Below are 15705 nucleotides of genomic sequence, written 5' to 3'. Positions count from 1 at the left end.
GTATCAGAAATGGTACGGCTTTTTTGTTTGCAAAAAGGAGGTTAAAAAATGCAAAAACTGAAAGGGAATTTTACAACTATACTCAATAAAATTATTACTGATAAAAATATCACTGGGAATGAATTTAAGATACTATGTTATCTTTGTATGAGGTCTGGTAATGACAACGCCTGCTTCCCTTCTCTTGATACTATACATCAGGATACTGGTATTGGTTTATCAACTGTTAAAATTGCGATACCCAAGTTGGTTGAGTTAGGTTACATAATCAAAGTTAATCGCAAAAAGAGTAATGGATGTTCCACATCTAATCTCTATAGGTTGACCAACAAAGTTCTTGAATAAATGGTAGTTGGTTTTTGACTTAGGTGGTGTGAAAAACGGCTGCAAATAATACTAAGTTAATAATAACATAGGATTATTGGAAAAGAATAATATAAGCAAAAAACAGTAAGATGATTTAATTAATTGACAACTCTTATAGAGATTTGCAAATCAATTATTTTTTATTCCAATATCCCTGAAAATTATCGGGCACGAGAATTTGAGATTTTTCCCAGACTTGGTCTGGGGCAAGCATAGCGTCCGGCTGTCCGCCTGACGCGTTGTGCCACCATGACGGCACACTGTTCGGGCAGAAGCCCGGACCCACTTTGATTAAGGAGGTAATATAAATGTCAAAAAGAAAAAGAGATAAGACATTAACAATACGAGTTACGGAGAAAGAAAAACAATATATTCAAAAACGTGCAGACAAAGCAGATCTAAGTGTTTCAGATTATATGGTCAGACTTTCCAACGAAACGCCTATCTATATTCCCGTAAATATGCAACCTTTTTTATTAGAACTTAAGCGCATAGGTAACAACATTAATCAGCTCACGCAAAAGGTTAATGCAAAGGTGTTTTACTCGTATAATTTCGAAGAATTTATCAATGCGATTAATAAATTAAATGATCGCATTGGAGAGATTGCGAGGCGAGATTGATGGCAACAGTAAATGTAATTCCTGAAGCAAAACAAAGCCCAAGTGCAATGCGTGGTCTCATCAATTATTGTCTGAGGAAAGAGAAAACGTTTGATGTGAATTCAGGAAGAAAATTAATCACCGGAATTAATTGTTTTGGCGAAAATGCCTATGCAGAATTTATGACAACAAAAGCAGTTTATCACAAAGAAACCGGTATGAATTTCTATCATTTTTCTCAATCGTTTTCACCTGAAGAAAAAATTACGCCTGAGCAAGTACATGAGGTTGGGATTGAGTTTGCTAAACGAGCTTGGCCGGGACATGAGGTTTTAGTTTGTACACATATGGACGAGCCTCATTTACATTCCAATTTTGTTGTTAATTCTGTGAATTTTGAAAACGGTTCTAAGATACATTTCACTCCCAATTCCCTAAAGGTTTTAAGAGATATTAGTGATGAAATTTGTATCAGTCAAGGCTTCTCTGTGTTGCCTCCTTATGAAAAAGGCGGCAGAAGTATTTCAACAAGAGAATATCGTGCCGCAGAAAAAGGTCAGAGCTGGAAATTTAGGCTTATAAGTGATATTCAAGAGAGTATGAAATATAGCGGTAATCGAAATCAATTTACAAAAGAAATGGCAAAACGAGGATACCAAATGAGATGGACAGATGAAAGAAAAAATATCACTTTTACTTGTCCAAATGGAAAACTGTGCAGAGATATTAAACTGCATGATGATAAATTTTTAAAGGAGATGATTGAGAATGAATTCAAGATACGAGAACAACTCACAAAAGAACTTCTCGATGGAAGAATTAATCAAGAGGAACTCTTCAAATTTGGAAGAACTCGCACAACAGACTTATCAAGTGGAGATATGTTCCATACCAAAGGAACAGAGGTCAATCGAGATACAACTGATGAAGGATATGGTAGAATTTCAGCCGTAACTGTACGAAGTAATTTCGAAGTTGGCGACGAGCGATATGATAGAAGAGAATCAGATCGACCTGATGAATCAGCTATTGCAGAAACTGGCGGATATGACCAACTATATTCAGAGAAAACACACGGAGACAGTGAAGGATGTGGAGAATACTTTGAAACAGGATGGGAAGATGAGAGAGAATTTTATTTCAGAGTTCTCCTCGGAAATGAGAACCAACTTAGAAGCATTGGAGGAAGCTACAGATATGCTGAAGAAACATCTGTTGAAGTTCCTGGAAATTACGATAGGAGCAGCAACATTCTTCTCGACGCTGGTGTCGGTACTCTTACAGCTTTGGCTTCGCTGATGGATAACGACCAAGATGACGATCCCGAAGAGAAGAAAAAGAAACTCGATGCCAAAGATGCCGGTTCAAACTTTGGGTTTGCATTAGGTGGTGCAGCTGGGCTCATAGGTGCTATCTTAACAAAAGGTATTAATCAGGGGGCAACTCTTAGATCAACAGCATCTGATGAATCTCTCAAAGCAAACCAGATAGACGAAGTCGATATTGATGAATACGAAGAAATTCAAGACAATGATATTCAGTTGGGGATGTAAGATGATTTTATTTGTGACCTTTTGTGGTAGAGATACATATTTCGAAATAACATTAAGATTTAAGAATTCTTAAGTGTATAGCAAAAATATAGTTATAAATGATGGCTATGCTTTTTATGTATGTAAACCATTTAAACAAAAACCTTATAACGCTCATATTGTGATATCGCACCTTAGCTGGCAAATATAAGATGAAACATAGCTCAACCTAATTAACAATAAAATAATAGAATTTAGTTTATTTCCTTTGTTAATATAATTGAATTGATATATAAAATTATATGCTTATAAAAAATCTACATGGTTAATATTGCAAATAAACATAAATTATGTTATAATATGTAAAAAGAAGGGAGCGGTAGTATGAAAAGCGAAGAATGGTATGAAAAATTAACCCCAGAGGCTCGATATACTTTTGATATGATAGATAAATATCATAATTATTTCAGCAACCAGGACAAGAAATATAAAGTGATTGTTAGAACACTGAAAATACTTATTTTATTGTTGGCAATGTTAAGTACAATTATATGTGGTATTAATGATGTTATTAATTCTACCTTTCATAAAATATTGGGAATTACAGCGACATCCGCAATTACTTTCTTTACTGCAATATCCGCATATTTTAATTTTGAGGAATATTGGGTTAGAAACATAACAATTCATATTGAGTTAAATATTTTGAGAGATAATTTTGTGTTTGATGCAATTTCAAACAAAATGGACTCAGCTAATTTAAATGTTTATAAAAACAAGTTGGACAATCTCCAACAAAAGAATATTAAATACTGGCAGAAAGCCATTAAACACATTTAATACAGGAGAAATAAGCATGAACAACTATTTTTTTGAATTGAAAACCCAATCATTAGATAAAATAAAGTTATTAAAAGATAATATGCAAAGTACGTTTTCTTTTGATAGTTCATTTAATAAAAAAATTTGTGTTTTTACATGTGGCTCACTGGGAAGGCTTGAGATGTCTAACAATTCAGATTTGGATCTTTTTTTCATCATTGATTCTAATGAACCAAAGCCTGTCTCCAATTTAGATAAGTATAACTTTTTTTCAAAAATGTATGATATCAATAAAAAGAATCAATTTCCGGAACCTAGTAAACAAGGTGAGTATTGGGAGTTTATAAAAAAAGAAAATTTATTAGACATTGGTAGCAGAAATGAAGATTTTAATAACAGTTTTACTGCTAGAATGCTTCTAATGTTAGAGAGCAGACCCCTTTATAATGAGGAATTATATAATAAAATTGTAGACAACATAGTTGAAAAATATTTTGTGGATTACGAAAAGCATAGTGATAACTTCTATCCTCTGTTTCTAATTAATGACATATTGCGTTATTGGTACACATTAGCTTTAAATTATGAGTACAGAAGAGATCCATTAGATGATGAAAACAAAAAGAATTGGAAAAGATTAAAATTGAAATTTGCTAGGCTAATCACATGCTATTCAATGATTGCTTGCTTATTCAAACCTCAACTTACTCCTGAAGATGTAAAAAAATATATGTTGTTAACACCATTTGAGAGAATAAATGAGTTAGAAACTTTTGTCCCCGATATAAATTCAATTATATCGAGAATTAAAACAGAATACAAATGGTATATGGATCTAAGAAAATATGACATCAATTGGTGGACTATTAAAAATAAGAATGAGGCATTTAAAAAAGCCGATGAGTTTCACCAACTTGTTATACATGAACTAATGAAGAAAGTATCTGAAACAAATAGTGTTTTAAAGGAGAAGCTAGATTTGTATTAATTTTGAGAGGTATATGTATGAAATATTATGCACTTTTTTTAAACAATAATCAATATATAGAAAAGTGTTTGACATTGATAAAATATATTTGCAACCCAAACAGCAAATCACTGCCCCACATAACACTTAGACCATTAAAAAATGAAGGGCTTGCAACAGAGTATATTGAAGAAATTATGCCTGCATATTTAAATCTCATAGAACCTGGGGCTTTTAATCTTGACATGTTAAATGAAAGCACAAATTATGTAGTCTTTTTAAGATGTGAATCTGAGGAACTGGAAAAAATTGATTATAAGCCTGACTATCCTTTTAGCAGACTCCATTTAACATTATATGAAGGAAAAGATTATACTTTTGCCACTAAATTATATAATATGCTTTTGGAAATAGATTGGAATTACAAACTTAAATTTAGTCATCCGCAAAAACTCGTTTTAAACACAATAGGAAGACAGCCTGAAGGGAATTCGATAAAAAATATTGAAAATTTGGTCAATGACTTACTACCTTACGAGAGGGTTAAAGATTTTAATAATAATTTGAGTAATCAAAAGTATAAAATAAGTTATATAAAATCAATTATTGAAGGGCTTAATATATATATAAAAAAATCAAAAGCCAAGAAAAAAGGAATTGCAAAATCAGTTTATTTAAATCAAACTAACTCTAGTACAGAAAATAAAAGGCAAGAGAATTTTGTAGTATCTCCAAACGGGGAAATATATTATGAAGATAAGATTTTTATTAATAAAGATAAGGCTAATATTTATGTAACTCCCCCAGAGTATGCTCGAGAAATGGTTTCTTGTGCAATGGAATTTTTTTATGATGAGCAGAAAGAAATTCATTTTGGAGATCCTACTATAGGAAATGGCGCACTTTATTTAGCCTTACTAAATCAAAATATTAATGAAGATTATTTGATTAAAACGGCAACTGGCATTGATATTAATGAGGATGCAGTTAGAGATGCATCTACACGATATCAACTTCGTGGACTAGAAGTGATATTAGGAGATGCTATATCTACCACAATAAAAATACCCCCCCAACGGAATTTAATATTAGCAAATCCACCATATAATAGACATGAGGATATATCAACAGGCTATTTGAAAGTGGCAAAAGAGTGTGCAAAATTACAGACAGGAATAGATATTCCAGGAGATGCAAGTTTATATGTATACCATTTACTAATAATGGATAAATGGCTCAAAGAAGGAGGAGTGGCTTCATGGCTGATTCCTTCCCTATTTCTTCAAACTAAATATGGCAGGGCAATCCGAGAATATTTATTGAATAATGTGCAACTTATGAGACTGCATATATATAAAGAGCAAGAGGGACAATTTGAAAAAGCAAATGTTTCTACATGTATAGTAACTTTTAAAAAGTGTAAATGTGACTATGATTATGATATCGAAGTCTCATATGGTTATTCTTCAGAAAAACCAGAGATGAAAACAAAAATAAATTCTCAATTATTAAAAAATGAAAAAACAAACTGGCGAAATATTATTTTAAATGGCCATGAGGGTTTATACCAATTTGATGAAAATAATAGAATTACATTTGCAGATTTGTTTGATATTAAAAGAGGAATTGCTACAGGCGCAAATTCTTATTTTGTATTAGATAGAGGAAAAGCTGTAGAATATGAAATTCCTGAAGTTGCCTTAAAACCTATATTGCCTAAGTCTAGGTTTTTGGAGTCTAACATTATAGATTCTGATGATAAGGGATATCCATTATTAGAACAACAACTTGTAATAATAGATTCGGATATGGATGAAGAGTATATAAAAAATACTTTCCCAAAATTTTATGAATATCTGCAATTAGCTAAAATAAAGCAAAACGACGGAAAAAGGATAATTGATAGAACTCTTGTAAAATCTAGAGAACCATGGTATAAACAAGAAACACGTTTGCCACCACCTTTTTTGATGACTTACATGGGCAGAGGAAGTAAAAATAAGCAACCTATTTATTTTTTGTGGAATAAATCTAATGCTATTGCACTAAACACATATATTTTATTATATCCCAAAAGTTGGTTAATGGATATGTTAAAAAGAGATAACTCATTATATGATATATTGCTTTCAGCTTTGAATTATACTGCAGAAAATATTCTGCCTAACTTTTCTCGCATTTATGCCGGAGGATTAAAGAAGATTGAACCAGGCGAATTGCTCAGGGTTCCTATAGCTAATTTGCCAAATGACATTAAAAATAGTGCACACAAATATCTTTTTTAGAGTGTGTTAAACGATAAGATATAGCTAAATGTTTAGGCTATATCTTATCGTTTTTTGATTTAAGTATTAAAATTCTTTACGAATAACCAATCTAAAGATAACGTTGAAAATTACTATAACTAAAATGTTTTGTTACAATTGGCCTATAGACTTCATATGTTCTCTATGGTATTGTTTGTGGTTGAATAAGGAGATAACGCAAATCATTGACAGCTCTTATATATTTTATCGTTGGTGGTAAAATAAAATCAAAGGAGTTGATTCAAAATGAGAAAAATCACAAATGAACTAATACAAAAGTTTAAAGAATATTTAATTGACGAGGAATAGTCCTCCTCTACCTTGGAAAAGTATATCCGTGACATATCAGTATTTATGGATTGGTGCAAAGAATCAGAGTTGAACAAAAGTGTTGTGCTTGAATACAAGCAAGATATTGTGGAAAAATATGCTCCAGCAAGTGTAAATTCTATACCGTCCTCACTTAACAGTTTCTTTGCATATAATGAGTGGTATGACCTGAAGGTAAAGGCACTAAAAATCCAAAGACAGATTTTTGCAAACAAGGATAAAGAACTGACAAAAGCTGAGTATGAAAGGTTGTTAGTTGCTGCAAAGCAAAAGAAAAATCAAAGGCTATATCACATTATGCAAACCATATGTTCAACAGGTATCCGTGTATCAGAACTTAAAGCTATAACGGTTTCTGCCGTCAAATCTGGACAAGCAACAATCAACTGTAAAGGTAAAATGAGAATAGTTATCTTACCTAAGCAACTTTGCAAAATGCTAAAAGGATATATGAAAGAAAACAATATAAAAAGTGGTTCCGTATTCGTTAGCAAAAACGGAAAACCGCTTGATAGAAGCAACATATGGTCTGATATGAAGAAACTATGCGAAAGCGCAAGGATATCAAAAGATAAAGTATTCCCTCACAATCTCCGCGCCATTTGTTTGCTCGTACCTACTACTCTATCCAAAAAGATGTCGTACGACTTGCTGATATTCTTGGACATTCAAGTGTAAACACAACGAGAATATATACAATGGAGTCAGGTGAAATCCATAGAATGCAAATTCAAAAATTAGGACTTCTACTCTGTTAGAAAACAAAAAACCACATAATCTGTATTATGTGGTGAAAAAGCTAGATATACATATAATTATAGATAATATTATACTACCAATACTGAAAAAAGTCAATAATTTGCGAAACTTTTAAGTTTGAAATTTATAAAAAATATAAATAACCACGACAACTAGACCAATGCCCCAAAATGTACTAACATTGGTCTAAAAATCGTTGCATAATAAGTTAATAGACTGCTTGCAAATAACTATTTACTTGTCCAATTACCACATAATACAGATTATGTAGCAAAGTATAGGATACAACTAAGGAGGAAGTTTATATGATTAAATCAAAGTTCAAACTAATTACTAGAAGTTTGGCATTGCTCATGACTCTGTCTGTGTGTACTGGTTGTACTGGTAGCAAAACCGGCAAATTATTCACTACTGAATATGACATTGAAGACTACTGTGAAAATGCCATTATTGTAAGCAAAACTGATGGAAAAGTCTATGGACTATTGGATAATAAAGGAAAAGAAATCCTTCCAGTTGACTATGATGATTTAGATTTTGTTAATAAGGATGAATATGTCACATCTGAACATGAAAACTTATATCTCAAGGCAGAACGAGAAGAATTCGAAATGATTCTTGATGTTAAGGGAAATGAGATTTTAAAAAGCACAGGTCATTTATATGACTTGAGTTTTGAATTGGATAACGATGCTGATGACAACACACCGTTTTTCTATGAAAGCATAATGAGTTCTGACAAAAACACAATAGAAAAATATAAATTCTATAATAAAAATGGTGACTTTCTAAGCGGAGTTGATAGACATGTAAAATTAGGAGGTACTATTTGGTTAAGTAATAAATGTTACATAGAATGGTCTTTTGCAGATATGGTGGTTTATAATTACAAGGGCGAGGAAATGCATCGATTTGATAAAGGACTTGGATATAAAGTTAAATCCGGTGATCTATTTAATATGTATTTGCTTTCTAACGCTGAAGAAAAAGACCTTGAAGAAGTTATTATAGATGCAGATGGAAATATTAAATCAAAGGGTAATATTATTACATTTAATGAATACTTAAGTAAATATTCTGCTATTACAGCGGAAAACAAAAAAGAAAATAAGTCAAAAAAACCATATAACTTGTATGGCTCGAACTCAACAATGAAGCTTGAAGATTGGGATGGAAATACATTATATGAAGAAAGATACTTTGATAGTTTATCTCCAAGCGGTGAAAATGATTGTGTTGGTTTAACTAACGAAGATAATCAACTTTGTATCGTAGGCAGAAACGGTGTTAAATATATAGATTTCGGGCTCCTGGAATATAATGAAGATGAAGAGAAAGTTTATATGGTAAATAAGGAAGAAGAAAAAACTGAAGTAAAAGTAATACACGAGGGAAAAAATAGTATTATTATTCCGATAGAAAGCGAAACGGGATTTGATATTTACTATTACAGTGAAATTAAGAAGTAAACTATTTTAAAAAATATAACAAAAATTTATGAAAAGAAAGGATTTTTATTATGAAATCAAAAAGAATTTTATCATCAGTATTGACTTTTGTGTTAATCCTATCAACAATTTTTAGTGTTAATGTATTAGCAAAAACGAATTTGCCGACAATATCAAAAAGCAAGCCATTAACAACATATACATATAATTCATCAGGAAAAGTATATGCCTATACAGCATCTAATCTAAAAACAAAGACAGGCGGATATATTGCTTGCCCAACTGATGAATGTAAGATTATAGAAATAAGCGGAAAAGCAGTAAAAGTTACTTATCCTGTATCTAATGGAACAAAGACAGCTTGGTTTTCAAGAGATGCATTTACAAAGCGTGATTTAGCAAAAGATGCAGCAGATTCATCATTTACAGCAAAAACAAAGGCAACGACATATAAATGGAAAGGAAAATCAAGTACATTCGGTTCGGTTGCAAAAGGTGATACATGCTATCTGTTAAGTGGAAATGAGAAAAGTGATTGGGTACAAATAATCTATCCTGTTTCTAAAGGACATAAGATGGGTTGGGTTAAAGGCTCTGACTATGCTAAAATGACTAAAAAAACACCCACATCTAAAGATGATAGCACATCATCTTCAAACACAAAATCTTTAGCTGATGTTGCAAAAGCAGAAATAGGTTATCAAGGTACTAACAAAAATGGAAAAGGTACGGGTGATTATACAAAGTATGGTGCATTTACAGGAACAAACGGACAACAATGGTGTGCGAGTTTTGTAAGTTGGTGTGCAAACAAGGCAGGAATTTCAACAAATGTTATTTATAAAACCGCAGATTGTGATACTATGGAAAGCAAAAGTAATAGTTATCACAAATGGGATAAAAACTCCTTAAAATCGTTAAAGAAAAACGATGTTATATTCTTTGCAAAAACATCAAACTTGTCCGATTCCGACCATGTGGGAATTGTCACATCAGTAGATAAATCAAAAAAAACTATAACAATTATCGAAGGCAACACGGGATCATATTATGGCCCAGATATTGTAAAAGAAATTACATATACTGTAAATTCAGCTAATGGCAAAATAACAAAAGGATATAAAAGTGGATATAGTTTCTGTGGTTATATTTCTGTAAATTAAGTCTTATTAAGCGGAGGGAATCGCCCTCCGCTAATTTGTTAGAAGGAGTGAATGTTTTTGAAAAAAATAATAAGTTTACTTATATGTTTTATAATTATATGTTCGACATTCAGTTTAAGTGTAAATGCCAGCATTTTATCCAATGGTTCTTGTGGCAATAATTTAACTTGGGAGTTGGACAATAACGGAATGTTAACAATTTCTGGTTCCGGAGATATGTATAACTTTGATAATGGTGGTGGCTGGTATGTATTTTCACCTTTGATTAAAGAAATTATTATGCCAGAAGAATTAACATATATAGGAAATTATGTGTTTTATGGGTGTGAAAAGATTGAAGAAGTACAAATTCCTGACGCTGTAACAGAAATCGGTTATAGTGCTTTTAAAAATTGTACCTCACTAGCATCAATTTCTATCCCTAGTGAAGTTAAAATAATTGGTTCAAGTGCATTTGAAGGTTGTACAAATCTTGTCTCTATAAAACTACCTGATTATTTACAAAACATATATCATTTTACATTTGCAATGTGTAAGAATTTAAAAGAGATAGAGATAAGCGATGGGGTGAAAGACATTGGACAAGGTGCATTTACAAATTGCTCAAGCCTTGCAACAGTACATATTCCCAGCACGGTAGAAAAAATTGGTAATAGAACATTTTATGGTTGTAATTCGCTTAATACTATATATTATGGTGGAACAAGAACTCAATGGGAAAACATAACAATCGGTTCTGGTAATTCTGTATTAGACAATGTGGAAGTTATATGTTTGACAGAAGAGGAAATCATACATAAACAAATATGTTTTATATGCGATGATGAAATAGTGGATGATATCATATTTTATGATGACGAAGGCAATACAATATGCAAGATCTGCAATGATGAACTTCAAGAGGAAAAGAAAAAAGCACAAGAAAATGAAACAATAATATGTTTTTCCTGCGAAGCAGAGATTAAAGATAACGATGAATTTTATGATGAAAATGATAATTTAATATGTCAAGATTGCTATAATTATTTGCAGGAACTCGAAGAAGAAACAGAAGAAATGATATGTCAATATTGTGACGAAAAATTTTATGTTACAGACGATGTTTATGATGAAAACAGTAATATAATTTGTCCATACTGTGATGAAAATTTAACTCAGGAAAAAGACGAAGAAGAACAATACTACATCGAGTGTCCACATTGCGGAGAAAATTTTAAGGATAGCCAAGCTGTCTATGACGAAGACGGATATGAAATATGTCCTTATTGTGATGAATTCATATATGATATAGAAGAAAATACAGAGGAAACCGAAATCGAATTTGCAACATCAGATTGGGCTGCTGAAGAAGTTTACGAAGCATATCAAAATAGTCTTATTCCCGATGAAATGTTAGAAGATACATTGTACGACACTATCACAAGAGAAGAATTTGCAGCTATTGCAGTAACATTATATGAAAATATAGTCGGCGAGGCTCCCTATGTAGATATTGACGATATGCCTTTTACGGATTGCGACTATGAAAGCGAGTATCTTTCATATATTGCCATAGCATACGAATTAGGAATAACAAAAGGTACAAGCGAAACAACATTTTCACCTTACGATAATATAAGCAGAGAACAGCTTGCCACTATGCTGTATAGAGTTATCAAGCTTGCTGAAAATGATAAAATATACGATTTTGATGTGAATAATGTGCGAAAATTTTATGATGATTCAGAAATATCCGATTATGCCAAAGAAAGTGTTTACTTTATGGCAGAATACGGAATTGTAAAAGGTGTTGACGGTGCTCATTTTGCTCCTTTAGATACTGCAACAAAAGAGCAATCAATTCTTATTTCTGTAAGATGCGTAAATAACATTTTTGAATATTAAAGCAAAAGAGAATTTATACTATGTGTCTATTTATAATATTTTCTCAAAAGATTAAAATATAGATACTATTACACATAAAGGGGGCGTCTGTTTTGGATAATAAACAAAAATTAATCGAATATGTAAAATGTATAAAGGATATGGAAATTTCTTTGTATGGACAATACAGAGCTATATCACAGATAAAGAATAATATTAATCATTACCAGAAACATACACAATATGAGGAAATACCATACATAGAAGCAAAACTAAAAGAAAAACCTTCAAATGACTTTTTTACTAATGTTTCGGTGCTTTTGTATTTTGTCTTTGTGGGAGCTATAATTGGTGCAATTGTATGCAGTGTTTTACTAGGACTATTTAAAGGGTTCAATACCGCTGCAAAAGGCGGAGGGATTGCAGGTGCAATAATAGGGCTTTTGTTCTTTATTTTTTGTTGTCTTGTGCCTGACACTACTGATAAAGAGAATGAGCAAATAATAAAAGAGACTAACTTACAAAACGAACAAATTAGGACAAAAAACGAAAGTAATAAGCAAATAGCATTAAAAAATGAATCATTTTTATCTGTTTTAACAGAAGAATATCAACTATTAAGCAAACACATAAAAGATACAGAGGAATTGTTGGGTAAATATTATGATTTAAATATAATATATCCTAAATATAGAAACCTAGTATATATTTGCTCTATATATGAATACCTTGAATCAGATAGATGTGATAGCCTTACAGGACCATATGGTGCATATAATTTATTAGAGAATGATATAAAGTATGCAAGAATTGTAGAAAAACTTGACTATATATCACAAACTTTAGAAGATATAAGAGATAATCAAAGAGAACTGTATTATGCTATTCAAGAAACTAACAATAGTTTAAATTCTTTAAATGCATCTTTGAATAATCTGTCAGAAAATATGACTAAGGAGTTAACGGAGCTGAATTCTCAGGTTTCTCAAATTGAATATAACTCTAAAATTGCAGCAGTTAGTTCGCAATTTGTGGCTATGTATAGTTATTTCAAAAATTAATTAGTTATTAAATACTAGTGTATTGAAAGCGAATATATTTCATATATTACCATATTAAAGCAAAGGAGAATTTATACTATGGGTTTATTTGGAGATTTTATTAATCATATAGCAGGAATGTTGGGCGAAAGTTTGCGTATAAAAAGAACTGCATCTAAGGCCGAAAATATGGACGAAGAAACAAAAGCACTTTTTAACAAGATAGTAAAGGCTGCTGAAAATGGAAATGTAAAAGCAATGGTCGAGGTTGGAAATTGGTATTATAAAGGCAAGCGTATCGGATATGACCCTGAACGTGTAGAATATTGGTGGACAAGAGCAGCAAAAGCCGGAGATGTAGATTCACAATACAATTTGGGACTTCTCTTTCATGGGAATATATCCCCGTTAAGTCTTGACGAAGAAAAAGCTGGGTATTGGTTCTACAAAGCTGTTCAAAACGGTGATGCCGAATCAAAAAAATGCTTAATAAATGGTATGAATACAATAATAAAAAAGGAAAATGGACAAGACTTCTTGAACCTAACACAGGCGATAGTGCGAATAATAACACTAATAGAAATAATACATATTATTCCAATTCTCAATCAAATAGCTCAACATATAAATCATACAAGCAAGATGTAAGAGAAATGAAAATCAAACAATTTTCTTTCGTAGATTGTTCGGGTGCATATAGAAAATGGGGTGACACATTTATAGACCACAAAGGGAACTATTGTAGTTGGGGTTCGGGCTTTTATGATTATGATGATAATTATATTCATTGGGGTAATACATACAAGGACAGTAGCGGAGCATATAGACATTGGGGTGATGATTTTGTAGATGCCGCTGGTAACTATGTTAAAATTCCATAATATAAGAATATTGAAAATAAAGAAATGATTTGTTTTCATATCTTCGTTGACTTCTCTCCCCTTCTATGGTATTGTTTGTGTCACAAGGAGGTGACACATATGGCAAAGTACACATTGGAAGAAATTATGTATGGCGACAAATATGGGATTGAAAGTGCCGTGTTTGTAGAAGTATTCAAAATGGTTGAACAAAAGGTTGATGCCAAAACAATACGAAAACAACTAAATATGATTTATGTCAAGCATGCACTGCTAACAGCAAAGAAAATGATTGAAGAGGGTGACTCGATTTCGGATATACCGGAACTTGAGTCGCTCTCTTTGCATAAGGAGGGAAAATAATGCATATACTTGAAGAATTCTGGTACGGAAACATAAACCCGATGGAGCGACCATTTCAAAGGCAAAGGAAATTTGATAAGACATTTAGGTTGCTTGTCAAGAATGAAGAAAAGTTGCTTGAAAACTTAAACGAACAAGAAAAAGAGGTGTTTGACAAATTTAAGGCTTGCTATGATGAGATGATACAGACTACAGAGTGTCAAACATTTATTAAGGGATTCAAACTCGGAGCAAGATTCGTGATAGCATGTTTCGAGAATGATAGTGACATATACGATGAAGACTGATAACTACAATCGATTTTAAGAGCGAATGTGACGGCTGTATAAGCCCTTTGTGGCACAAAACTATCGCAGGTAGGGTAATTACCCCACCTGCTCTTTTTATAGGTGAAAGTGCGACATGTATAGCGGTTACAAAAAGTAAAAGATTGTCTACCGATTTTTTAATTATTGCGCGTTTGCTGCACTTTTGTTAAAATTTCGTGACGCGAGCAAAAAGGCCTTGACAGGCCCCTAGGTTCACGCGCTATAATGATAGCCCAAGAAGAAAATCCTAGCTAAAATATATAAGTTGAACCTTGAAAATTGAATAACAACATCAAAACACACAAGTAATAATGCGAGCAGTTTTGCAAAGGCGCGAAGACCTTCTCTACTCCGTAGAAGCGAGCGATAAACTTCATGCAATAAGGCGGATTTGCAAACCGTTATGCGAAGACCATTATTGCTGATAATGATACTCCCGTCTTGAACTCGTCACTGAATTGGACGGCAGGCCATCAGAATGGGCTGAGGTGAAACTCCTGTGGGAAGGTGCTGCTTCCATTTTGATGTAAAACAAACTTAACTTGATAATACTTACACATTCACCGATTATCTTTAACGAACGGCGGTCAAAAATCTAAAAGAAAGGAGAAACTCAAACTTTCGGTGATTTGAGTATTAAATATATGACTTAGTAAATCGAAAGGAGAACTCACATGAGATTTGCAAGAATCGGAAAGGTGGGTGCGTAATATGAAAGAAATTCCTTTTTGGGAAAAGGCGAACTTAACCTTAGAGGAAGCTGCAGCGTATTTTAGTATCGGACAGCAGAAATTACGCGACCTCACCGATAACGAGGATTGCGATTTTGTATTATGGATTGGATCCAAACGACTTATCAAGAAAAATAAATTCCTTAAATACATAGAGGAGCAATACTCGATATGAAAAATTATATTAAATTTTACAATGGCTTGTACTGAAATTCCTGGACTACACAGCTAAAATATAGTATAAT

The 15705-nt window shown here is 32.3% G+C and carries 15 protein-coding genes and 1 pseudogene; all 16 read left to right on the top strand.

The genetic code is table 11. The features are described 5' to 3' along the window. Positions 1-48: 48 nt before the first annotated feature. The 16 genes and pseudogenes from IJE10_05980 (at position 49) to IJE10_05905 (ending at position 15635) form a co-directional block, all read left to right on the top strand. Positions 49-345, top strand: a complete 297-nt coding sequence (locus IJE10_05980) for a helix-turn-helix domain-containing protein (GenBank protein ID MBQ2967649.1) — start codon at positions 49-51, stop codon at positions 343-345. 329 nt (positions 346-674) lie between these two features. Next, entirely contained in the window at positions 675-989 is a 315-nt protein-coding gene (mobC, locus tag IJE10_05975) for a plasmid mobilization relaxosome protein MobC (GenBank protein MBQ2967648.1), read from the top strand. After that, entirely contained in the window at positions 989-2521 is a 1533-nt protein-coding gene (locus tag IJE10_05970; GenBank protein MBQ2967647.1) for a relaxase/mobilization nuclease domain-containing protein, read from the top strand. The genes mobC and IJE10_05970 overlap by 1 nt, the downstream gene beginning before the upstream one ends. A gap of 363 nt (positions 2522-2884) precedes the next feature. Next, the gene (locus IJE10_05965) at positions 2885-3340 is read left to right on the top strand and encodes an SLATT domain-containing protein (protein ID MBQ2967646.1); all 456 of its coding nucleotides are present in this window, start codon (positions 2885-2887) and stop codon (positions 3338-3340) included. Between the two features lie 16 nt (positions 3341-3356). Continuing rightward, the gene (locus IJE10_05960) at positions 3357-4310 is read left to right on the top strand and encodes a hypothetical protein (GenBank protein MBQ2967645.1); all 954 of its coding nucleotides are present in this window, start codon (positions 3357-3359) and stop codon (positions 4308-4310) included. A 17-nt stretch (positions 4311-4327) separates the two neighbouring features. After that, positions 4328-6574, top strand: a complete 2247-nt coding sequence (locus IJE10_05955) for an Eco57I restriction-modification methylase domain-containing protein (protein ID MBQ2967644.1) — start codon at positions 4328-4330, stop codon at positions 6572-6574. Positions 6575-6841: 267 nt separating this feature from the next. Beyond that, a pseudogene (locus IJE10_05950) lies at positions 6842-7683 on the top strand (tyrosine-type recombinase/integrase). A gap of 306 nt (positions 7684-7989) precedes the next feature. Next, positions 7990-9153 (top strand): hypothetical protein, encoded by a 1164-nt coding sequence (locus IJE10_05945; GenBank protein ID MBQ2967643.1) that lies wholly within the window; start codon positions 7990-7992, stop codon positions 9151-9153. A gap of 50 nt (positions 9154-9203) precedes the next feature. Beyond that, the gene (locus tag IJE10_05940) at positions 9204-10295 is read left to right on the top strand and encodes a CHAP domain-containing protein (protein MBQ2967642.1); all 1092 of its coding nucleotides are present in this window, start codon (positions 9204-9206) and stop codon (positions 10293-10295) included. A gap of 57 nt (positions 10296-10352) precedes the next feature. Then, positions 10353-12179 carry a leucine-rich repeat protein gene (locus tag IJE10_05935; protein ID MBQ2967641.1) on the top strand — a complete coding sequence of 609 codons (1827 nt, stop codon included), beginning with the start codon at positions 10353-10355 and terminating at the stop codon, positions 12177-12179. A gap of 92 nt (positions 12180-12271) precedes the next feature. Next, positions 12272-13219, top strand: a complete 948-nt coding sequence (locus IJE10_05930; GenBank protein MBQ2967640.1) for a hypothetical protein — start codon at positions 12272-12274, stop codon at positions 13217-13219. 78 nt (positions 13220-13297) lie between these two features. After that, the gene (locus tag IJE10_05925; GenBank protein ID MBQ2967639.1) at positions 13298-13846 is read left to right on the top strand and encodes a sel1 repeat family protein; all 549 of its coding nucleotides are present in this window, start codon (positions 13298-13300) and stop codon (positions 13844-13846) included. A gap of 5 nt (positions 13847-13851) precedes the next feature. Next, positions 13852-14079 (top strand): hypothetical protein, encoded by a 228-nt coding sequence (locus tag IJE10_05920; GenBank protein ID MBQ2967638.1) that lies wholly within the window; start codon positions 13852-13854, stop codon positions 14077-14079. A 99-nt stretch (positions 14080-14178) separates the two neighbouring features. Continuing rightward, on the top strand, positions 14179-14421 hold the full coding sequence (locus IJE10_05915) for a hypothetical protein (protein MBQ2967637.1): 243 nt from the start codon (positions 14179-14181) through the stop codon (positions 14419-14421). Further along, on the top strand, positions 14421-14708 hold the full coding sequence (locus IJE10_05910; protein ID MBQ2967636.1) for a hypothetical protein: 288 nt from the start codon (positions 14421-14423) through the stop codon (positions 14706-14708). The genes IJE10_05915 and IJE10_05910 overlap by 1 nt, the downstream gene beginning before the upstream one ends. Before the next feature lie 732 nt (positions 14709-15440). Beyond that, on the top strand, positions 15441-15635 hold the full coding sequence (locus IJE10_05905) for a helix-turn-helix domain-containing protein (protein ID MBQ2967635.1): 195 nt from the start codon (positions 15441-15443) through the stop codon (positions 15633-15635). Positions 15636-15705 lie beyond the last annotated feature (70 nt).

It is taken from the genome of Clostridia bacterium (genome assembly GCA_017410375.1).
Lineage (GTDB): Bacteria > Bacillota > Clostridia > RGIG6154 > RGIG6154 > RGIG6154.
The sequence above is the reverse complement of the archived record's forward strand: the minus strand, read 5'-3'. Positions and strand labels throughout refer to the sequence as shown.